Raw genomic sequence first — 19,931 nt, 5'->3', positions numbered from 1 at the left:
CGCGATTTATCGCGCGGGTTTCTCAGCACCGGCGTCAGAACCGCGCGATAAATCGCGCCGCTACCGGAGGGGATGGTATTGCGTGGTTAGTCGGACATGCAATTTAACATAATCATGATTATGCGTATTTTTACTGTAATGGCTAAATTGGGATGTCCGCCTCGGTCTAAATAGACAGGTCCGCTTTATAGTCTCATTCGGATGCTAACTGAACTTAGGATGAGACAGATGACAGCATATGGAACGGAGTTTTTCTCAATGGAAGAAGTTAACCGACTCAGGATCATTCAGGACGTGATCGACAGACGCCTGACAACCCGCCTGGCCGCGATGAGACTGAACATTTCGACGCGTCACTGCCGCCGCCTTCTGGAGCGTTACCGTCAGCATGGCCCGCTCGCACTCGCTAACAAGCGCCGTGGTCAGCGTGGCAACCGACAGCTGATGCCGGGGCTTGCAGAGGCAGCTGTAAAAACCATCCGCGAACGATACGCCGATTTTGGCCCGACACTGGCCTGCGAGAAGCTGGCTGAGCTGCATGGGATCCGCCTTGCCAAAGAGACCGTGCGTAAGCTGATGACCCAGGCCGGACTGTGGATCCCCCGCAAGCTGAGAGCACCGCGGATACATCAGCCCCGTGCCCGCAGAGCCTGCACGGGAGAACTCATCCAGATTGATGGCTCTGACCATCACTGGTTCGAAGAACGCGGCCCGGCCTGCACGCTGCTGGTCTACGTCGATGACGCGACCAGCCGTCTGATGCAGCTGCGTTTTGTCGCCAGCGAGTCAACATTCACCTACTTTGAAGCCACCCGCAGTTATCTTGAACAGCACGGCAAGCCGCTGGCTTTTTACAGCGACAAGGCCAGCGTATTCCGCATCAACAACAAACAAACTACTGGCGGCGATGGTCATACGCAGTTCGGTCGCGCCATGAACGAACTCAACATTACCGGCATCTGTGCGAACAGCAGTTCAGCCAAAGGACGCGTAGAGCGCGCCCATCTGACGCTGCAGGACCGACTCGTTAAAGAGCTGCGCCTGCGCGAAATCAACACACCGGAAGCGGCCAATGCCTTCGCTGATGAGTTCATCGCCGATTACAACCGGCGTTTTGCAAAGGCTCCCCGGCACGAATTTGATGTTCACCGGCCACTGGAAACGGATGAAGACCTGGAGGAAATCTTCACCTGGCGGGAACAACGTAAGGTCTCAAAAAACCTGACATTACAGTACGATAAAATGGTTTATCTGATTGAAGATAAAGAAGAAAATCGGCGTTGTCAGGGTAAGTACATTGATGTCTGGCAGTACCCGGACGGCACGGTGGAACTCCGGGCAAATGGCACTTCCCTGCCCTTTATCACTTACGACCGGCTGGGAGAACTGGACCAGGGAGCTATCGTGGATAACAAGCGGCTGGGACGTGCTCTGCAGATGATAAAGCTGGTCCAGGACAAACGTGACAACACCCGTTCACAGGCGCTTCCTTCTCTGGATGGTGAAGAATCACGGAGAAAGAAACAGCCCGGTAAAAAGAGCCAGCGTAGCCTCAGTCAGGATGATGTCCTGGAGGCTCTTGTGGAACTGCAGACGCAGAGCGAAAAGATATTCGGCAAACGCTGAAGTTGAAGATGCGGACATGTTAATTGAGCCGGGAAGCGGACCTTCATAAACAGCCCAGACATTTACTGAGAGTCACATTTGATAATGTCACTTTTCGAGATGCGGATGTTTTCCTGGACTGTTATGTTGTGCCCCTCAGATAATCGCGCCCCCCGGCTGTAACATCATCTAAAACTCCATTGCACCGTAATAACGAAAACGCTCGGAATAATAATGCCTGTTTCGATGCCAAAGTAAGACGTGAAGTTATATTGAAAGCCATGATAAATATAAGGTGAGAAACCAATCCCGGTCGCCTTTTTAAAATCATGATAAGAACCATGATCGCCGCAGTTTTTAAATGCGTCGAAAAAGAACTCGCCGGTATAGCCATAGACGCCTTTGAAAACCCAGCCGTTGTCCCACGATGCCCAGTCCCTTCGCACGCCCATTGCAAGGCAGCGGTCATCAAAGCTGTTTTTCATGGTGCCGAGCAGCACGCTATATTTCGAGTCTTCCGAGAGCTTACGCTCAACGGAGAAGAAATTGTTTTCAAAATTTTCAGTGTATTGCCCGTGATTTCCAGTCAGATGGTAAACAAAAGACCCGGTATTGATTGAGTAGAGGTTTATTTCGCTGGCCTGACAGCAAAAAATCACAATGAGTAAACTCGATCCTAAAAACCGGATTATTATTTTAAGCATTTTAATATCCAATTTAATGAGAGAGGAAGCCGCCACTCTATCCGTGGCGTGATTGAACGCGAAGGCTTACTGCAATCAAGCATAGCCCAATTTCAACAGCATAACGCCCTTCGCACTTGACTCATCTGTTCAAATTTTGAGCAACACTCCCTTTCATCACGGCATAAGCCGGTAAAAACGCTGCCTTATGTAAGGATTGCGTAAGCATATCGATCATAAGATCTCCTGCTACTGTAATGACTGATACAGTAAATGTAATAAGATATTAACAGGAGGAAGGTAAATGGTAGGGATTTCAACGTTAGGCATCGGTTCTGGTTTAAAACTGGATGAAATTCTCGACAAGTTGACTAGCGCCGAGAAGCAAGTTTTAACGCCGATTTCAAAGCAACAAACCGCAGCGACAGCCAAACTGTCGGGTTACGGGACATTGAAAACGGCCATCCAGAGTTTTCAAACCGCCAACAGTAAATTGCAGGAAACGGGGCTATATACCCAGACCAGTGCAACCAGCACCACCACGGCGTTTAGTGCTGACTCGAACGGCAATGCGATCCCCGGGAAGTACACCATTAGTGTGACACAACTGGCACGATCGCAAACGTTAACCAGTGCGGCGAAGAATGATTTGAAAGCGCCCGTCGGCAGCGATGCTGACAGCCGGACGCTCAAAATTCACATGGAGGACGGTAAAGAACACAGCATAACGTTAAGCAAAGATCAGACATCGCTGTCTGCTCTGCGCGATAGCATTAATAAGGCCAACGCCGGTATCAGCGCGAGTCTGATTCGGGTTTCTGATAAAGAGTATCGTCTCGCTCTGACGGCCACTGAGACCGGCACCGGCCATGCAGTGAAAGGCATCGAGGTGACGGGTGATGATACCTTACAGGGCTTTATTGGCTACGACTCGGCAGTAACAAGCCAGGGAATGACGCAGAACGTTGAGGCTCGCAATGCCCTTCTCAGCATTAACAACGTCAGTATTGAAAGCAGTAGTAATGTCATCACTGACGCGGTTGAGGGGGTCACGCTAAGGCTGAATGATGAGACGACCGGCAATCAAACCCTCACCCTTAGCAGCGACAGTTCTAAAGCAAAAACCGCCATTACCGATTGGGTCAATGCCTACAATTCGCTTCAGGATACGTTCAGTAATCTGACCAAATATACGCCGGTCGATGCGGGTCAGGATCAGGATACCAAAAATGGTGCCTTATTGGGTGATAGCACGCTGCGTATTATTCAGACGCAACTGAAAGGGATTCTGGCCAATGGTTCAGGTTCGGCAACCTTTAAAACCTTAACTCAGGCAGGTATCACCACCGATCCACAGAATGGCAAACTCAGGCTGGATAGCGACAAATTGAGCACTGCCTTGTCTGCCACGCCGGAAGCCGTGCGGGATATCTTTGCGGGTGACGGCAAAAAAACCGGGGTTGCGACCGGACTGGCAACGGGTCTGGCAGCCATGCTGACCAGCAAAGGTGTGCTTCAGGGGGCGACGGACAGTATCAGTAAAAAGCTGAACGCGCTAACTGACCAATATAACAATGCCAGCAAAAAAATAGACAATACGATTGCCCGTTATAAAAGCCAATTTACCCATCTGGATACCATGCTTAATGCATTAAACAGTACCAGCACTTACCTCACCACACAGTTCGAAAATATGCAGAGCAGTAACAATAAGTAATGCGTATGCGGCCCGTTATACGGGCCGCATCACGATTATTGTTCAGCCTGACGAAACACCAGCGGCAAATAACCAGAGGCTTCCGCGCTGACTAATATGTCATCCCCCCTGACCTCAAAAGGAATGTCGCCATGATCAAGACAAGCCTGTAACACTGACAAGCTTGCCACACTAAAGACCAGCGCCACCATACGGGTTTCGGCCGCGTTAATGGTAAGACCAAACTCCTGTTTGACCTGCGCTGGCGTGATCACCCGAATACGTGTCCGACCGCCCTGCAATCTATAACCCGCCCCGCTGTCATCCAACACCGGTTCGCTGGCAAACAGTTTTGCATAGAGCGCGATACCTGCACCGGGATTCTCAGCCGCGAGCACAAACTCGGTAATGTTCTGCACACCGTTAGGATGTTGCTGCCACGCCGGTTGCCAAACTGCCTGCGGAGTCAGATGCTGGCAAAAAAAACTGAAGCCGCCTTCCACCGCGCTGGCGCGTAAACGGGTGATACAAAAACGGGCATCGCAATGCTCGCCATCCGGCAATGTCACCTCGCGCGAAAACAGGGTTGGCGGCTCACCATCCAGTTGGAGCGCTTTGAGTACCCGCCAGGCCGCATGGGCATCCGCCGTTTTCCACACCAGCCCTGCCAGACCAATGGTTACTTGCCACAGTCCCCGGCTACCGGCAGCACGTGTAGGTTCATAACCCAGCAATTCCAGATAGTTTTCACCAAAAATCGCCAGATGATTACTGGAGCCCAGGGTGTGATGCCCGCGCGCCAGTAGCTGGAACCCCATGCGGGTAAAGCGTTCACAGGCCCGGTCGAGCTGGTCATCCACATTGATGACTGCGTGATCAAAGCGTGGAGTGAGTGACGATGTCATGCCGCTCGCCCTCCAAAGTAGAGTTCACGCATACGCGGATCATTCAGCAACGCCTGCGCTTCGCCGCTCATGGCGACTTTTCCCAATGCCAGCACCCAAGCACGATCCGAGATATGCAACGCTTCGATGGCATTTTGCTCTACCATCAACACGGTGACTTTCTCCTGCCGCCGAATGGTCTGAATGGCGCGGAATACCTCACCCAACATCTTTGGCGATAATCCCGCCGAAGGTTCATCCAGCAACAGTACCTGGGGGGACGGCATCAGGGCGCGTGCCAACGCCAGAATCTGCCGCTCACCGCCGGATAGCGCCGAAGCCGCCATACGCCACTTCAGTTTTAGTACCGGATAGGTTTCGGCCAGCGCGGCCATCCGCTGGCGACGTTGCTCCGGTGCGAGAAACTGCCCACCGGTTTGCAAATTTTCCGCAACGGTTAGGTTGTTGAATACATTATTTAGCTGTGGCACAAACCCCAGCGCACAGTCCCGAACTTTACGATGGGCGGGAATATTACCGGTCTCCCGCCCATTGATCAGAATGCTGCCACTGCGCGGCGCGAGAAAACCGGCGATGGTTTTAAGCAACGTTGATTTGCCGCAGCCGTTAGGACCGAGCAAGGTCACAATCTCGCAGTCGTGCACCTGCAACGAAATACCGTGCAGGATATCAATACCGGGCGTGTAGCCCGCGACCACTTCGTTCAGCGTAATCATACGGCTTCCCTTAATGATGCCGTGCCGTGGCCCAGATACGCCTCCAGCACCTGTTGATTGTTTGCCAGTTCATCCGGTCGGCAACTGGCGACGATCTGTCCGCGATCTAACACGATACAGCGCTGACACAGGCTGGCGATAAAATGCATGTCATGCTCAATCACCAGCAACGCGATGCCCTGTGAGGAGAGGCGCTGCAACGTCTCCACCAATTGCTGCCGCAAATGGGGATGGACGCCAGCCATGGGTTCATCCAGCATCAGTACCTGCGGATCCCCCATCAGCGCACAGGCAATCCCCAGCAACTTTTTCTGGCCGCCCGACAAGGCAGCGGCGGGCAAATCCTGCACCCTGGTCAGCAACATCACCTCCAGCAAATGCCGCGCTTTTTGCTTATCCTGTTGTTCGATCTGGCGCGCACTGCGCCATGCCAGCAGCCCACTCCACAAACCATGTGCACGAGTTCCGGCGGCCATCACCACTTCCAGCACCGTCATTTTTTCCGGCATTGCCGGTAACTGAAAAGTACGGGCGATACCGGCCGCGATAATCCGATGCGTCGGCTGACGGTCTATCGCCTGCCCGGCAAAATGGATACTACCGCTGTCGGCAGGAGCGAAACCCGAGATGGTGTTAAGTAAGGTGCTTTTGCCTGAACCATTGGGACCCAGCAAACCGAGAATCTCGCCGCTGCCGAGAGTAAAGCTCACCGAGGTCAGTACCTTATTCCCGCCAAAGGCTTTACTCAGATCATTGACCTGCAAAATGGGCATCATGATAAAACCCTCAGTTTTTCTGGTAGCAGACCGGCCGGACGCAACAACAGGCAGAGCAGCAAGGTGATACCGACCAGTCCGAGTCGCAAGGCACCCGTCAGATCTGCGCTGAAGTGTAAGTAGTCTTTAGCAAACGGAATCAGGTTGTATAGCGCCTCCACAACCAACACCCCCAGCAGAACACCGCGCACATTGCCCAAACCGCCGATCATCACCATGCTCCAAATCAGAAAGGTTTCTGATGACAACAGGTAATCCGGGCTGGCGTAGTTGGTGTACCAAGCCAGCAGCATTCCGGCGAGGCTGCACATCACCGCGCTGCACATCAGAGCGCGACATTTCAGCCACGGCAGTGCGTATCCCATGCAGACAGCCAGTTGTGGTTGCTCGCGCATCAAGCGCAGCGCCCGGCCAAAACGGCTGTTAGCCAGACGCACCGAGACCAGAATACTCAGCACCACCGCCAACACGATCACTACGCCAAAAATCAGCCCATCCTGACTTTGCACACCGCTGGCCCAGGGGGCGCTGATAGCGCCAATCCCCTGCGCTCCCCCGGTATACTGATCTTCATTGGTGATAGCGATACGGATGATCTCGGCTAACGCCAGGGTGGCGATTCCCCAGTAATCCGCCGCCAGCTGGCGGCCCAGTGTTGCCATTAGCAGGCTCACCAACATCGCCGCGATCATACCCAGCGGTAAGGCCAGCCAAAGTGACCAGCCAAACTGACTGCTGAGTGCGACGGCATAGGCCCCCATCCCTACGAACGCAATATGACCAAAGTTGAGCAATCCGGCATAGCCCGCTTGCAGATTCAACGCCAGCGCAATGACCGCGTAGATGCCTGCCAGGCAAAAGATATTGAGGAGAAAGTCAGACACGTCGCACCTCGCGATTGAACAGGCCATAAGGACGCAGCCAGAGTGCCAGCAGCAGCATGACAAACGAACAAGCGTTGACCCAGGTGACCGGCACAAAGGCCATTTCGCCGTTGATCAGGCTGCCAAAATCGACATTGGTGATCAGCGTTTCTGTCATGGCGATCAGTAACGCGCCGAACACCGCACCCAGCGGGTTACCCAACCCGCCGAGGATGGCTGCTGCCAGTACGGGTAGCATCAGGTCGTTGCCCTGATTAATATAAGCACTGCCCTGCATCGCCATCATCGAACCGCCCAAGCTGGCGAGCATCCCGGCCACCAAATTGACGGTGTGGACAATAGCGCTGGCATTCAGGCCGGAGGCCGCTGCCAGTTCGCGATTGCTGGCAAGCGCGCGCACCGCTCGCCCCTGAGGCGTAGTAAATAGCACCAGGGCAAACACGAGGATCAACACCAGCGTCGTCACCAGGCTGAACAAGCGGTCGCTGGATATCCGCGCCCCAGCGAGAGTCCACATGCTGCCCAGCGGCAGGTTAAAGCTGACAGGTGCCGATCCCTCGGCCCCTAACATCACAGCAATCACCACCATCGACACCGCCAGTGAACCGATCATTGCATTGGCTGTACCACTCTTCAGTAGCGGCTGAAATACCCAATGATGCAGCACCACGGAGAGCGTCCCGCACAGCAGCGCCGACAACAACATCGCCAGCAGCAACGGCATACCGAGTTGCAATCCGCCCGCCGTCAGAAACGCCCCGGTCATGGCATATTGCATGTGGGCGATATTGGCAAAGCGCACCAGTCCATAGACCAGACTCAAGCCCAGCGCGACCAACGATAAATCTGCTGTGCGCATCAATGTATCGAGAATAAACGACAACATAGCGTTTTCCTGCCATCAAAAGAGTTAACGCGCCACCAGTTCGCCGTTCTGTGCTTTCACATTAAGATACGGTTGGCTCTGGCGTTGATTATCACTATCGAGATTGAGTTTGCCGGTCAGACCGCTAAAGGTGGGAGCCACGGTTTGCATGGCGGTGATCATGGCTGCCGGTGTACTGCTGTGTGCCTGCTGCATGGCCGCGGCCGCTAACATGATGCTGTCATAGGCATAGCTGCCGTAAACGGATCGCGGCTTCTCTTTAAACTGCGCCTGATATTGTTGGTTGTAGTTATCGGCGGCCTGATTACCGCTGGCACCACCTACCTCCATGCCCAGTTGGCCGTTAGTGTACTGCGCCGGAGAATCCGCGATTGCCATGGTCAGATACATGCCATACCACGGCGTGCTGTGCAGACCGAGCTCCCAGGCCTCACGGTTCAGTACAATCGCATCCTGACCGTAGCTGGTGTAGACATAGGCCTGAGGATGGGCGCGGGAGATCTGCTCCAACTCGCGGCGATAAGAGGGTTGCCCGCTGGTGTAAAGCACCTTCGCCACCACTTTGCCGCCTGCGGCTTCAAAGGCTTTAGTGAATTGCTGCGCCATCCCCTGGCCATAAGCGCCATCGGGTGCGACAAAGGCCACTTTGCTATAACCGAGCTTGCGTACATCTTCTGCCGAGAAACGGGCCGAGAGATCATCAAGGCCGATCACGCTCCATGAGGTTTTCCCGACGTGACGGATATCGGCGCTGGTGCCGGAGATGTTGATATGCAGCAGGTGGTTTTTCACCAGATACTGTCCGACCGGGATGGTCACACTGGACGAGAAGTCGCCGACAACCAGCGGCACCTTATTCACCTGGGTAAGTTTACGCACCGCATTCAGACCGGTGACCGGACTGCCCGCCGAGTCCTCCACAATCACCTGCAATTTTTCACCATTCACGCCGCCGTGGGCGTTGAGCTGCTCCACCGCCAGTTCGATTCCGCGACGTTGATCCTCGCCAATGCTGGCGCTGGTGCCGGTTAGCGGAAGAATCGCCCCGAGCGTGACATCTGCCAGCACGCTGTGTGACGCCAGTGACAATAAAACACCTGTAACAGCCGTAAGGGGGAACATCTGAATCAAATGACGTTTCATGGTCTTTCTCCAGTTTTCAATGTGTTCCGGCTCTGAGGCCGGTGTTTATCCCACAAGGGGACCCTGATGTTGGCGAGGTGAAACAAAGTCAATGCATAAGTGCATACACTTGTGTATTAAGCAAAGGCTGTGCCATACGCGGAAGGATCACGCCAGACCCCGATGGGGTGATGAGAAAATGTCCAATAAATACAAAGCGGAAAACGATGGAAAAATTGTGTGTCGCAAGCGATGAATCAGAGCTGAGAAAAACAACTAAATACACAAGTGAATACACTTGATGCTATTTTGGTGCAGCGCTGTCACTTTATGGTGCAAATAAGCACAACCGATGCGGATTAAATAGAACAGGATTGTCTAAGCTGGTGCACACAGAAGTGTATGCATTTAATTGTTGAGTTACCGTCCTGCACTGTGCTAACAATTTAAAATAGTGCGAAGACAGCGGACATGCAGGGGGAATCATTGGTCATCGCAAAAAAGAAAATTCGCAGCGCCGATAGCGTGGAAAAGGTGTACGAGAAAGTCAAACTGCTGGCTATCGACTACCAATTTCGTCCTGGAGAACGTGTCAACGAAGTGGAGTTGGCCGCGCACCTTGGTGTCTCGCGTACCCCGGTGCGTGAGGCGCTGAACCGACTCGCGCAGGAAGGTTTTATGAACTTCGTGCCAAACCGTGGTTTCTACTCACGTGACCTGACACCAGACGGTGTGCGCGAGTTGTATGAGGTGCGCATGGTGATTGAGCAATCGACGTTTCGCTTTGCCTGCCTGCGTGCCAGCGATGAGGATATTGCGCGCACTACCGCAATCTGGGAGAACGTGACAATTCATCCTCCCGAATTGCAGGATGCGGCTTACTGGTCACACATTGCCCGGGTTGACGAGCAATTTCATATGGAAATTGCCCGCATTGCCCGCAACACCCGACTCTACGAAATGCTGGAGAGCTTAAACGCCCTGAGTCGTTTTTTTCGCCGTATCGATCTGGAAGCACCGGTACGGCGCAATAATGCTTATGATGAACATGTGGAAATTATTGCCGCCCTGCGCGCGCGTGATATTGAAAAAGGCGTAGGTTTAATGGAACAACATATTTCTCTCAGTGCGGAACATGCGGTTGCCGTGACAAAAGAAGGATTAGCAAGGATATATCTGAGCCTTTAACCGTTATATTCCGCACGGTTGATTATTTAATATTACGGGGTGTTATGGGAATGATTTCTCAGAAATTAGTACGTCAGGCTATTGACTGGCGGCGGGAATTGCATCGCATCCCGGAAATTGGTTTACAGGAATTTAAAACATCAGAAAAAATCGCCGCCTTATTGCGTGAATTCGGGCTGGAGGTTCATACCGGGATCGCCGGGACCGGTATGGTGGCCGTGCTGCATACCGGTCCCGGCCCGGCGATCGGTTTACGCGCGGATATTGATGCGCTGCCGATGCAGGAACAGACCGGCTGCGACTGGCAATCTCACCATGCCGGAGTCATGCACGCCTGTGGTCATGATGGACATAGCGCGATTTTACTCGGTGCTGCCTGTCATCTGGCACAAACCCGGCAGTTTAGCGGCACCGTCTATTTTATCTTCCAGCCCGCAGAAGAGAACGCCGGAGGTGGGCGGCTGATGATTGAAGAGGGTCTGTTTCACCGCTTTCCGATGCAATCGGTGTTTGGCCTGCATAACTGGCCAGGATTACCGCTAGGCGCATGTGCTGTCGGCCCGGGTGTGATGATGGCGTCACAGGATAACTTCACCATTACCCTCACCGGCAAAGGCTGTCACGCTGCCATGCCAGAGCGAGGAGCAGACCCGATTGTGGCCGCTTCGCAACTGGTGCTGGCCTTACAAACCATAGCTACCCGGCGTCTTTCGCCGCTGGAACAATGCGTTATCAGCGTGACACAAATTCAGGCGGGCGAAGCGATTAACGTCATTCCACAAACGTTGACACTCTCCGGCACCTTGCGTTGCCTCAGCACCGCAACGCGCGAACGCTGCTGGCAGTTGATTGACGAATACGCACGCCATGTCCCGTTGGTGACAGGCGTGAGCGGCACTGTTACCTGGGAGTTTGGCTACCCGGTCACCCAAAATCATGCTGCACCAGCGGGTGTACTGCGTGATGCCGCACGGATGACGCCCGGGATGGTACGGGTAGATGACAATCCGGCCCCTTCGATGGCGGCTGAAGATTTCGCGTATTTATTACAGGCATGTCCGGGGGCCTATCTATGGCTGGGGTGCGATGGCGCAACGCCTTCTGCCTCGCTGCACAGCCCGGAATACGACTTTAATGATGACCTGATCGCCCCCGGAATCGGTTTGTGGGTCACGCTGGTGGAACGGTCATTACCTTGCAGTGTTTCTGACCAGGAGAGCAATCAATGAGCCACATTCATTTTTTCGGTGCCGGACAGATGGCTGAGGCAATTATTCGTGCTGCGTTACAACGTCACACTATCGCTGCCGGAGAGGTCACGCTATCAGACATCGATCCTGCGCGGATCGCCTTGCTGCGCCAACGCTATCATCTGAATGATGACTTATCAGAAAGCGCGGCACTGAGTGCGGCGCAGTATATCGTTCTGGGAGTGCGTCCCCAGGATGATCTGGCAGCGGTAGCGGCGATCATTAACCAATATGCCTCCCCCAATGCCACCGTGATCTCGATTATCGCCGGGGTGACGCTGGAGAAGTTAGCTGCCCTGCTGGGGGATACCCGCCCAATCGCCCGCATCATTCCGAATACGCTGACCGACACCGGACTGGGATTCAGTGGTGTGGCGTTTAACCCACACGTTGAACGCGCCCCGCTGCTGCCGTTTCTGGAGAGTTTCGGTAAGGTGATGCTGTTGGAGGAACGGCTGATCGATGCCTTTACCGCGTTCGCCGTCGCCGGGATCAATTACGTTTATTACTTTATTGAATCGCTGGCAGATGCGGGAGTGCTGGCCGGATTAACCCGTACACAATCCACCCAAGCGGTGTACGAAAACCTGATCGGTGCGGTTGAAATGCTGAAGCTTAAGCAATGCCACCCGCGCCAGCTAATGGATATCAATAACTCACCCGGGGGCGTGGGTATCAACGGGATCTATGAATTGAACAAGAGTGATTTTGCCGCCGGATTGCAGCAAAGCGTACTCGCCGCGCTGCGCCGCACGACTGAGTTATCGGGCAATTAATATAAAAACGCCCCCGCCGAGAAACCCGACGGGGGCGCGATCTGCCGATCTAACGCTTACGGCAGTTTATAGGCAATCACATAATCACCCAGTTTGGTGCCAAACGAGCCATGCCCGCCCGCCATAATCACTACGTATTGCTTACCATCGACAGCATAGGTCATTGGCGTGGCTTGACCACCGGCGGGCAAACGCGCCTGCCAGAGCAATTTGCCATCACGCACGCTGTAAGCACGCAGGTAGTTATCCAGCGTACCCGCGACAAAGAACACATTGCCTGCGGTGGTTACCGGGCCACCTAACATCGGTACCCCCATTTTGAATGGCAGCGGTACCGGAGCGCTGTCACGTACCGTACCGATACGTTTTTTCCAGACAATCTGGTGATTTTGCAGATTGATCGCCGAAACGAAGCCCCATGACGGTTGCAGGCAAGGCAGACCGAACGGTGACAGGAACGGATTAAGCTCCACACCATAAGGCACGCCATACATATGCTGCACGCCCGACTCAGAACCGGAACCGGCAGCGCCGTCCGCACCGGGTTCGATCGGGTTACCCGGTCCACGCGGGATCAGTTTGGAGATGAACGGCATCGCCATCGGGTTGGCAAGCGCGATCTGACGATCGGTATCCACCGCAATGCCACCCCATTCAAACATGCCAAAATCACCCGGGAACACCAGCGTGCCCTGCTCAGACGGCGGAGTGAACGGGCCTTCATAACGCAGACGATGGAACATGACGCGGCACACCAGTTGGTCAAACATGGTCGCGCCCCACATATCCTTGCCTTGCAACTTCTGCTGCGGACGGAAGGTCAGTTCCGAGAACGGCTGGGTCGGGTTCAGATGGTCACCCTGCGCCGGGCCTTGCGGCACCGGGGTTTCCGGGGCCGGTACTACCGGTTTACCGGTTTCACGGTTCAGGACGAAGATGTTGCCGGTTTTCGCCGGAACGTACACCACCGGCACGCTGTTACCTTGTTTATCGGTGATATCTGCCAGCGTCGGTTGTGACGGCAGATCCATATCCCACAGATCGTGGTGCACCGTCTGATAGAACCAGGCGAGTTTACCGGTTGATGCATGCAGCGCTAACAGGCCGCTGGCAAAACGTTCCTGCTCCGCAGTGCGGTTGCCACCCCAGATATCCGGCGTGGACACGCCCATCGGCAGATAGATGATGTCACGTTTGGCATCATAAGCGGCCGGAGCCCAGGAGTTCGGCGAGTTGGCCGTAAAGGTTTCACCGTCGGCAGGCAATGCATTCGGATCTTTAGCACCGGGATCAAAAGCCCATACCAATTTGCCGCTATTGATATCGAATCCACGGATCACACCGGAAGGTTCACGGGTGGAGAGGTTATCGGTGACCGAACCGGCGACAATAACCACATTATCGGTAACGATCGGCGGAGATGTCGGCTCATAGCCGCCCGGATAGGCGTTTGGCTGCTGATGTTGCAGATTCAGTTCGCCGTTATTGGCAAAGCTCTGGCAACGTTCACCGCTCTGTGCATCCAGTGCGAACAGACGGCCATCATCAACCGGCAGGAAGATACGACGGGCACAAATGGCAGGCTGGCTGGCATTCTCCGCAGCAACTGTCGGCATCTCGTGGTAAGACACGCCACGGCAGGTGATGTGCTGGAAAGTTGGGTCTGATTTTAACTGTGGATCAAAACGCCACTTCTCTTTACCGCTGGCAGCATCGAGGGCAATCAGGATTTGGTGCGGTGTGCACAGGTACAGCATGTTGCCGACTTTTAGCGGGGTCACTTCATTGGTGATCTCGCCCGGGTCGTTCGCCGTTTTGTGGTCACCCGTTTCGAACTGCCACGCCACCTGAAGGTCTTTGACGTTGTGTTCATTGATCTGTTGCAGCGGCGAGTAACGCACCCCTTCCTGGGTACGACCATAGGCTGACCAGTCTTCCGCCGGAACCGTAGAGGTGGCCGGGGCGTGATCAGTCAGTGGCAGCTCGCCGTTGATTTCCTGTGGATCGTGCAGCGCGGAACCGGCCAACAATACAACGTTAACCAGCAACGCGACCAGCATTGCTCCTAACGGTTTCTTGTTGCTCACGGGGAACTGGCGATAACTGAACGGCAGGATTAACCAGATACCCAGCAACACCCAGATATCCAGACGCGGAACCAGCGTCCAGTAATCGCTCCCGGCTTCATGCCAGGCCCAGATAGCGGTAAAAAACAGAATCGCGGCGTAGAGGTAAAGCGCAGTGCGCTTTCTTTTCAACAACAGCCAGCTAAAGGCTGCCATTGCCAGACCGCTAATGAGGTAATAAGCACTGCCGCCCAGCGACAGCAGCCAGACACCACCAATCAGCAGCCATGCAGCGCAAACCACTGAAAAGAGTAGCGTTAACAAATTTAGAATTCGGGAAGCCCGTGACATTTTATTAACCTTGAAGGAAAAAATGTGACAACTGTAAAGAAATTACAGCATCAGTGTAAACGTTATCACAAGGTTGCTACATTATAATTCCGTGCGATTTTTTCAGGAAAAATCATTAAATTGTTTTAATTCAGCCAATTAAACAAATAACGGCAGTAAAAGATAAAAATTCGCTATTATTCTCATCAGTCAGAAATGTAAACGAACGCACTTCAAGTGGAAGCGATACCACTGATTGAATCCTAACGACCTTTCCCGACGCACGGTGGCTTGAGGGATATTGATTAATATGATCTTATGTATGTTGTAATTAATGTATTTAACGGGCGACGATCACACCATCGCCCGGCGTTGCACCCCACTCAACCCTGCCAACGTGACTGCCGGATAATGTGGCAGAAATTCATCGGCTGGAACGCGGGGTCCTTGTCTTGCAGCACATCGGCTTTCACATTGCCAAAGGTGGTTTGCGGACGATGCTGGATACCGTCATAAAAAGCCTGGATGATATCTTCCTTAAAACTGGCGCTACGCGGGTGTTGTGCCACCACGGCTTCCCGGTCAGACTCAGCAAAGCCGTCATAGCCGATCCCGAGCACATCCATCTCTACCCCGGCCGTAACCAGCGCAATTTCCGGAGCCATAAACTCAGGAATACCGGGCGTGGTGTGCAACGCAATGCCGGTCCAGACTTTATCAATGTCGCTCTCATGCACCCCATAACCACGCAAAAACTCGCGCGCCGCATTGGCCCCGTCTACCTCAAAACGTTTATCACAACTGCAATGTTCATGTGTCAGCCCGATATCGTGGAACATGCAGCCAACGTACAGCAACTCGTGGTCAACCTTCAGATTGCGCTGTTGACCGGCTAAAGCCGCCCAGTAATAAACCCGGCTGGAATGGTTGAACAGCAGGTCAGATTCGGTGTCACGGATAAACGCGGTGGTGTCGCGCATCATCTGGGTGTCAGGTATGCGAATGCCTTGTACGGTGAAGTTCATCATATGTCTCCTGTTGGATGTCTGGTCACCATTCTAAAAGGCTGGCACAATGTCTACATTAGTCTTTAATTGACTATTTCAGACATTGCGATAAAAACAGACTCAGAGGGGTGAAGATGGCGCATAACATCGTGATGCTGGCGGTGCCGGGGGTCCAGTTGCTTGATGTGGCTGGCCCGCTTGATGCCTTTGCCGAAGCCAACCGCATCCTGCACCGTCAGGTCTATCAACCACGGGTGATGTCATTGGACGGGGAAGAGATTCTGGCTTCATCCGGGGTCAAACTCGCCGCACATTGCCGATTGGGCGAGACGCCGCCCGCGGGTGCGATGAGTTTTCTCATCGCCGGTGCCCCGGAGGCTGACGCCTTCACCCTTAGCGCGGCACAGATTGCCGCTATCGCCCCACTCTGCCAACGCAGCCAGCGCTATGGCTCGGTGTGTACCGGTGCACTGTTGCTGGCGCAGACCGGGTTACTGCATCAGCGCAAAGTCACCACCCACTGGTCGGTTGCCAAAACGCTGGCGCGCCGTTATCCCGACATTGACGTTGATGCGGATGCGTTATATGTCGCTGATGGCCCGGTGCGCACCGCCGCCGGGGTGACATCTGGCCTGGATTTGGCTCTGCGTTTTATTGAAGAGGATGTGGGAGCGGAGGTGGCGCAGGATGTTGCAGCGAATCTGGTGATGTTCTTTCGGCGACCCGCAGGACAGGGGCATTTTATTCGCAAACAACAGACGTCAGTGGATGGACGCTCGGCCTTACAGGATCTCCAGCGCTGGACGTTATCCCACCTGGACAGCGTGAAAAGCGTGGCGCAGATGGCGGAACATATCCAACTCAGTACCCGCCACCTGAACCGCATTTTTCATCAGGAAATGGGCGTCACGGCGGGCGAGTGGCTGGAGGAGGCACGTATCACGCTGGCGCGTGAACTGTTGACCGCCAATCAACCGGTGAAATCCATCGCGGCGCGCTGCGGTTATAACAGCAGCGATGTCATGCGACGGGCATTTATTAAAGTGACCGGTTTTACTCCAGCGGTTTATCGCAAGTTCTATGCGGGGAAGAAGCCATAGCCTGTTTCAGATACTGAATAAACAGTCGGGTTTTGCTATTGACGTATTTGGCGTTTAGCGTGACCGCAAACAATGAGATCACCGGGCATCGGTAATCAGGCAATACCTCGACCAATTCGCCGGTCTGCAAATGCGGTTGCATGACAAATTCTGGCCCATAGACTATTCCGGCATCTTGTAAGGCCAGCGCCACCATAATCGCAGTGTTATTGGCGAGAAAACGGCAGTGGGCCTCGATTTGCTTCACCTCACCGCTCGCGGCGGTAAATTGCCACGGTGAGGTTGTCATGGTCCCGGAATAACCAATCAGCACATGGCGAGCTAACTCCTCCGGCAACAGCGGCCTGCCGGCATCCGCAAGATAACGCGGGGAGGCACAGGCTAATAAACGGTAATCGGTGATCCGCCGGGCGACCAGGTCCGAGTCGGGCAGTTGCCCGATACGAATCGCCAGGTCTACACCTTCATCAACCAAATCAATGAAGCGATCAAGCAGCTGCAACTGAATATCGACCTGCGGATAATCGCGCATAAACGCCGCTATCAAAGGAGCCAGATACTGGGTGCCGAAGGTGACCGGTGCGGCAATACGCAGGCTCCCCTGGGGCGAAATATGTTTCGCTGTGGCTTCCTGCTCCGCTTCCCGAATATCACTGAGGATACGTTTCGCTTTCACAAAATAGGACCCACCCGCATCGGTGAGGTTGAGCTGATGCGTGGAGCGCTCCAGCAATCTGACCGACAATCCTTCCTCCAGTGAGGTGAGATAACGCCCCGCCATCACCGGGGAGAGATTTAACCGGCGCGCCGCAGCGGCAATGCTGCCCTCTTCAACGGCGGCGACAAACACGGACATGCTCAACAGACGGTCCATCACGGACTCCCTTGTATATACTTTTAATATCTACCATAGCTATTTTTTGCCTCATTCCAAACCATTACGTCATTAGCGAAACTGTTGTTGATGATTTTTCACACCACGAGGCAAGCATGAAAATAGACAGTAAAGGTGTACAACTGCACGTCACCGATAGCGGCAATGGCGATATTGCATTGGTTTTTATGCATTTTTGGGGAGGCTCTTCTGCCACCTGGTCGTCGGTGATCTCGCTCCTGAGCGATGACTTCCGCTGTGTCGCGATTGATGCTCGCGGTTCGGGGCAGTCTGAGGTCGCCACACAAGGTTACCGCACCGCTGACCACGCAGATGATGTGTATGCCGTTATCCAGGCACTGGGCCTCAAACGGGTGATTTTAGTGGGGCACTCGATGGGAGGTAAAACGGCCCAACTGCTGGCCAGCCGTCAACATCAAGAGGTCATCGCCCTCGCGCTGGTGGCTTCTGCCCCACTCGCGCCGATGAATTTCACAGAAGAACAGCGCAGCCAGATGCGGGCGGCTTACCACAGCCGCGAATCCATTCTGTGGACGCTGGAAAATGTCTTAACCGCAGGAGAGCTGACTGCACAGCAACGCGAAAAGCTGGTAGCGGATGCATTACGCGTCAGTGACAACGCGGCAGACGGTTGGGTGTTTACGGCATCGCGCGAAGACCTGCGCCCCGCCGCAGAACACCTCGATCTGCCCATCATTATCCTGGCGGGTGAGCAAGATAAAGTCGATCCCCCCGCGGTGGTTGCACATGCCATCGCAGCGCTTTATCCCTGGGCTGATGTCCATATCATCCCAGGTAAAGGTCATCTGTTACCGGTGGAAGCGCCGCAAACGGTAGCAAACACGCTCAGCGCCTTTGCCACTGGACTGCAAGGTTAACGACAGTAGCGCTGTCAGGGCTGTTGGCGTTGATCAAGACGCAATTGGAGGAACGTCAGATCCAGCCAACGGCCAAATTTGTTCCCCACTTCACTGACGCGACCCGCCTCGCTAAAACCGAGCTTGTGATGCAAGGCGATGGAAGCGGTATTTTCTGACTCAATCCCCGCCACCATCACATGTTTTCCCTGATGCGTGGCGTGGGTGATCAGCGCGCGCATCAGGGCTTCCCCGGCACCTTTGCCACGTGCGCTTTTCAGGACATACACCGAATGTTCGACGGTAAAACGGTAGCCATCCCAGGGTCGCCAGTCACCGTAAGAAGCGTAGCCGAGCACGCCATCCTGTTCATCCACCGCCACCAATACCGGGAAACCGGCCTGCTGACGATCGGCCATCCACTGCACGCGGTTCGCGACAGCAACCGTTTTGTCATTCCAGATCGCAGTGCTATTGAGGACTGCATCGTTATAAATGGCGGCAATCACTGCCGCATCCTGCTCAACTGCCGGGCGGATATTCATTCTGGACACCTCATTGTTCTGTCACTAAAGTAGATGCTTCGTTCACTATATTATTTATCCACTATGTCAGACGAAAAATCCAGTAAAGAAGACAGCATAAATATCCGTATCGGACAAAAAGTGAAAGCCGAGCGGGAAAAACGTGGCTGGTCGCTGACCGATCTGGCGGAAAATTCCGGGGTTTCCCGCGCCATGATCCACAAAATTGAACGGGGCGAAAGCAGCCCGACGGCGACCTTACTGGCACGCCTCGCCGGTTCTTTTGATATGAGTATGTCGCAGTTGATCGCCCTGAGCGAAGTGCAGACCGGCACGCTGATCAGACAGGCGCAACAGCCGGTATGGCAGGACCCGGAAACCGGTTATATCCGACGGCACGTCTCACCCGGTCAGATTCCTGTGGATTTAGTCAGTGTCGATTTACCTGCCGGGGTGAGCGTGCCGATGCCCGCCATCTCCTATCTGTCACGTCGCCAGTTGATCTGGGTACTGGAAGGCTCGCTCACCTTCCAGGAAGGGGATCATCACTTTGTCATGCAGCAAGGCGACTGCCTTGAGCTGGGCGATCCCGCCGACTGTATCTTCAGCAACACCAGCGCGCAAAACTGCCGTTATGCCGTGGTGGTGCTGAAAAACGGCTAACG

19 protein-coding genes are annotated in these 19,931 nt (G+C 54.2%); 8 read left to right on the top strand and 11 right to left on the bottom strand.

The features are described from left to right. The first annotated feature begins 228 nt into the window (after positions 1–228). Positions 229–1,626, top strand: coding sequence for an ISNCY family transposase (locus tag PAT9B_RS22570; protein WP_013511600.1), 1,398 nt, complete (start codon positions 229–231; stop codon positions 1,624–1,626). Positions 1,627–1,790: 164 nt separating this feature from the next. On the opposite strand, the gene PAT9B_RS22565 is transcribed toward PAT9B_RS22570, so the two are convergent. Beyond that, positions 1,791–2,309: a hypothetical protein gene (locus PAT9B_RS22565; protein WP_013511599.1), complete on the bottom strand. Its 519-nt coding sequence runs from the start codon at positions 2,307–2,309 to the stop codon at positions 1,791–1,793. 283 nt (positions 2,310–2,592) lie between these two features. On the opposite strand from PAT9B_RS22565, the gene fliD reads away from it, so the two are divergent. Next, complete coding sequence (gene fliD, locus PAT9B_RS22560; RefSeq protein WP_013511597.1) at positions 2,593–4,005, top strand: flagellar filament capping protein FliD; 1,413 nt, start codon at positions 2,593–2,595, stop codon at positions 4,003–4,005. Positions 4,006–4,040: 35 nt separating this feature from the next. Here the strand turns inward: fliD and PAT9B_RS22555 are convergent, their stop codons facing one another. Genes PAT9B_RS22555 through PAT9B_RS22530 form a run of 6 tightly spaced genes read right to left on the bottom strand, consistent with a single transcriptional unit; the run spans position 4,041 to position 9,273 of the window. Next, positions 4,041–4,889, bottom strand: a complete 849-nt coding sequence (locus tag PAT9B_RS22555; RefSeq protein WP_013511596.1) for a VOC family protein — start codon at positions 4,887–4,889, stop codon at positions 4,041–4,043. Then, positions 4,886–5,605 (bottom strand): ABC transporter ATP-binding protein, encoded by a 720-nt coding sequence (locus PAT9B_RS22550; protein ID WP_013511595.1) that lies wholly within the window; start codon positions 5,603–5,605, stop codon positions 4,886–4,888. The genes PAT9B_RS22555 and PAT9B_RS22550 overlap by 4 nt, the downstream gene beginning before the upstream one ends. Next, positions 5,602–6,381 (bottom strand): ABC transporter ATP-binding protein, encoded by a 780-nt coding sequence (locus tag PAT9B_RS22545; protein WP_013511594.1) that lies wholly within the window; start codon positions 6,379–6,381, stop codon positions 5,602–5,604. The genes PAT9B_RS22550 and PAT9B_RS22545 overlap by 4 nt, the downstream gene beginning before the upstream one ends. Continuing rightward, positions 6,378–7,265 carry a branched-chain amino acid ABC transporter permease gene (locus PAT9B_RS22540; protein ID WP_013511593.1) on the bottom strand — a complete coding sequence of 296 codons (888 nt, stop codon included), beginning with the start codon at positions 7,263–7,265 and terminating at the stop codon, positions 6,378–6,380. The genes PAT9B_RS22545 and PAT9B_RS22540 overlap by 4 nt, the downstream gene beginning before the upstream one ends. After that, entirely contained in the window at positions 7,258–8,151 is an 894-nt protein-coding gene (locus tag PAT9B_RS22535; RefSeq protein ID WP_013511592.1) for a branched-chain amino acid ABC transporter permease, read from the bottom strand. The genes PAT9B_RS22540 and PAT9B_RS22535 overlap by 8 nt, the downstream gene beginning before the upstream one ends. A 24-nt stretch (positions 8,152–8,175) precedes the next feature. Beyond that, positions 8,176–9,273, bottom strand: coding sequence for an ABC transporter substrate-binding protein (locus tag PAT9B_RS22530; RefSeq protein WP_041526109.1), 1,098 nt, complete (start codon positions 9,271–9,273; stop codon positions 8,176–8,178). A gap of 486 nt (positions 9,274–9,759) precedes the next feature. On the opposite strand from PAT9B_RS22530, the gene PAT9B_RS22525 reads away from it, so the two are divergent. Genes PAT9B_RS22525 through PAT9B_RS22515 form a run of 3 tightly spaced genes read left to right on the top strand, consistent with a single transcriptional unit; the run spans position 9,760 to position 12,487 of the window. Beyond that, positions 9,760–10,461 carry a GntR family transcriptional regulator gene (locus PAT9B_RS22525; RefSeq protein ID WP_041526108.1) on the top strand — a complete coding sequence of 234 codons (702 nt, stop codon included), beginning with the start codon at positions 9,760–9,762 and terminating at the stop codon, positions 10,459–10,461. A 44-nt stretch (positions 10,462–10,505) separates the two neighbouring features. Then, positions 10,506–11,690, top strand: a complete 1,185-nt coding sequence (locus PAT9B_RS22520; RefSeq protein ID WP_013511589.1) for a M20 aminoacylase family protein — start codon at positions 10,506–10,508, stop codon at positions 11,688–11,690. Further along, a complete protein-coding gene (locus tag PAT9B_RS22515) occupies positions 11,687–12,487 on the top strand; it encodes a pyrroline-5-carboxylate reductase (RefSeq protein ID WP_013511588.1) in 801 nt (266 codons plus the stop codon). The genes PAT9B_RS22520 and PAT9B_RS22515 overlap by 4 nt, the downstream gene beginning before the upstream one ends. A gap of 56 nt (positions 12,488–12,543) precedes the next feature. On the opposite strand, the gene PAT9B_RS22510 is transcribed toward PAT9B_RS22515, so the two are convergent. Together PAT9B_RS22510 and PAT9B_RS22505 are read right to left on the bottom strand one after the other, a co-directional pair. Further along, the gene (locus PAT9B_RS22510; protein ID WP_013511587.1) at positions 12,544–14,904 is read right to left on the bottom strand and encodes a glucose/quinate/shikimate family membrane-bound PQQ-dependent dehydrogenase; all 2,361 of its coding nucleotides are present in this window, start codon (positions 14,902–14,904) and stop codon (positions 12,544–12,546) included. A 362-nt stretch (positions 14,905–15,266) separates the two neighbouring features. Next, positions 15,267–15,908 carry an HD domain-containing protein gene (locus PAT9B_RS22505; RefSeq protein WP_013511586.1) on the bottom strand — a complete coding sequence of 214 codons (642 nt, stop codon included), beginning with the start codon at positions 15,906–15,908 and terminating at the stop codon, positions 15,267–15,269. A 116-nt stretch (positions 15,909–16,024) separates the two neighbouring features. On the opposite strand from PAT9B_RS22505, the gene PAT9B_RS22500 reads away from it, so the two are divergent. Beyond that, positions 16,025–16,990, top strand: a complete 966-nt coding sequence (locus tag PAT9B_RS22500) for a GlxA family transcriptional regulator (RefSeq protein WP_013511585.1) — start codon at positions 16,025–16,027, stop codon at positions 16,988–16,990. On the opposite strand, the gene PAT9B_RS22495 is transcribed toward PAT9B_RS22500, so the two are convergent. Then, positions 16,944–17,864: a LysR family transcriptional regulator gene (locus tag PAT9B_RS22495; protein WP_013511584.1), complete on the bottom strand. Its 921-nt coding sequence runs from the start codon at positions 17,862–17,864 to the stop codon at positions 16,944–16,946. The two genes, PAT9B_RS22500 and PAT9B_RS22495, sit on opposite strands and share 47 nt — an antisense overlap. Positions 17,865–17,980: 116 nt before the next feature. Between PAT9B_RS22495 and PAT9B_RS22490 the strand changes: the two genes are divergently transcribed. Then, positions 17,981–18,763 carry an alpha/beta fold hydrolase gene (locus tag PAT9B_RS22490; protein WP_013511583.1) on the top strand — a complete coding sequence of 261 codons (783 nt, stop codon included), beginning with the start codon at positions 17,981–17,983 and terminating at the stop codon, positions 18,761–18,763. Between the two features lie 14 nt (positions 18,764–18,777). Here the strand turns inward: PAT9B_RS22490 and PAT9B_RS22485 are convergent, their stop codons facing one another. After that, positions 18,778–19,287, bottom strand: a complete 510-nt coding sequence (locus PAT9B_RS22485) for a GNAT family N-acetyltransferase (protein ID WP_013511582.1) — start codon at positions 19,285–19,287, stop codon at positions 18,778–18,780. 63 nt (positions 19,288–19,350) lie between these two features. On the opposite strand from PAT9B_RS22485, the gene PAT9B_RS22480 reads away from it, so the two are divergent. Continuing rightward, the gene (locus tag PAT9B_RS22480) at positions 19,351–19,929 is read left to right on the top strand and encodes an XRE family transcriptional regulator (protein ID WP_013511581.1); all 579 of its coding nucleotides are present in this window, start codon (positions 19,351–19,353) and stop codon (positions 19,927–19,929) included. Positions 19,930–19,931: the final 2 nt, after the last annotated feature.

The organism is Pantoea sp. At-9b, from assembly GCF_000175935.2.
In the GTDB taxonomy this organism is placed as follows: domain Bacteria; phylum Pseudomonadota; class Gammaproteobacteria; order Enterobacterales; family Enterobacteriaceae; genus Pantoea.
This window is presented reverse-complemented; position numbering and strand designations above follow the sequence as displayed.

What these genes read in the sequence shown, in the direction of transcription:
- PAT9B_RS22535 (WP_013511592.1), bottom strand. Translation starts at nt 8,151, where the DNA reads ATGTTGTCGTTTATTCTCGATACATTGATGCGCACAGCAGATTTATCG.
- PAT9B_RS22510 (WP_013511587.1), bottom strand. Translation starts at nt 14,904, where the DNA reads ATGTCACGGGCTTCCCGAATTCTAAATTTGTTAACGCTACTCTTTTCA.
- PAT9B_RS22490 (WP_013511583.1), top strand. Translation starts at nt 17,981, where the DNA reads ATGAAAATAGACAGTAAAGGTGTACAACTGCACGTCACCGATAGCGGC.
- PAT9B_RS22495 (WP_013511584.1), bottom strand. Translation starts at nt 17,864, where the DNA reads ATGGACCGTCTGTTGAGCATGTCCGTGTTTGTCGCCGCCGTTGAAGAG.
- PAT9B_RS22500 (WP_013511585.1), top strand. Translation starts at nt 16,025, where the DNA reads ATGGCGCATAACATCGTGATGCTGGCGGTGCCGGGGGTCCAGTTGCTT.
- PAT9B_RS22555 (WP_013511596.1), bottom strand. Translation starts at nt 4,889, where the DNA reads ATGACATCGTCACTCACTCCACGCTTTGATCACGCAGTCATCAATGTG.
- PAT9B_RS22505 (WP_013511586.1), bottom strand. Translation starts at nt 15,908, where the DNA reads ATGAACTTCACCGTACAAGGCATTCGCATACCTGACACCCAGATGATG.
- PAT9B_RS22530 (WP_041526109.1), bottom strand. Translation starts at nt 9,273, where the DNA reads ATGTTCCCCCTTACGGCTGTTACAGGTGTTTTATTGTCACTGGCGTCA.
- fliD (WP_013511597.1), top strand. Translation starts at nt 2,593, where the DNA reads ATGGTAGGGATTTCAACGTTAGGCATCGGTTCTGGTTTAAAACTGGAT.
- PAT9B_RS22565 (WP_013511599.1), bottom strand. Translation starts at nt 2,309, where the DNA reads ATGCTTAAAATAATAATCCGGTTTTTAGGATCGAGTTTACTCATTGTG.
- PAT9B_RS22570 (WP_013511600.1), top strand. Translation starts at nt 229, where the DNA reads ATGACAGCATATGGAACGGAGTTTTTCTCAATGGAAGAAGTTAACCGA.
- PAT9B_RS22480 (WP_013511581.1), top strand. Translation starts at nt 19,351, where the DNA reads ATGTCAGACGAAAAATCCAGTAAAGAAGACAGCATAAATATCCGTATC.
- PAT9B_RS22550 (WP_013511595.1), bottom strand. Translation starts at nt 5,605, where the DNA reads ATGATTACGCTGAACGAAGTGGTCGCGGGCTACACGCCCGGTATTGAT.
- PAT9B_RS22515 (WP_013511588.1), top strand. Translation starts at nt 11,687, where the DNA reads ATGAGCCACATTCATTTTTTCGGTGCCGGACAGATGGCTGAGGCAATT.
- PAT9B_RS22545 (WP_013511594.1), bottom strand. Translation starts at nt 6,381, where the DNA reads ATGATGCCCATTTTGCAGGTCAATGATCTGAGTAAAGCCTTTGGCGGG.
- PAT9B_RS22485 (WP_013511582.1), bottom strand. Translation starts at nt 19,287, where the DNA reads ATGAATATCCGCCCGGCAGTTGAGCAGGATGCGGCAGTGATTGCCGCC.
- PAT9B_RS22520 (WP_013511589.1), top strand. Translation starts at nt 10,506, where the DNA reads ATGGGAATGATTTCTCAGAAATTAGTACGTCAGGCTATTGACTGGCGG.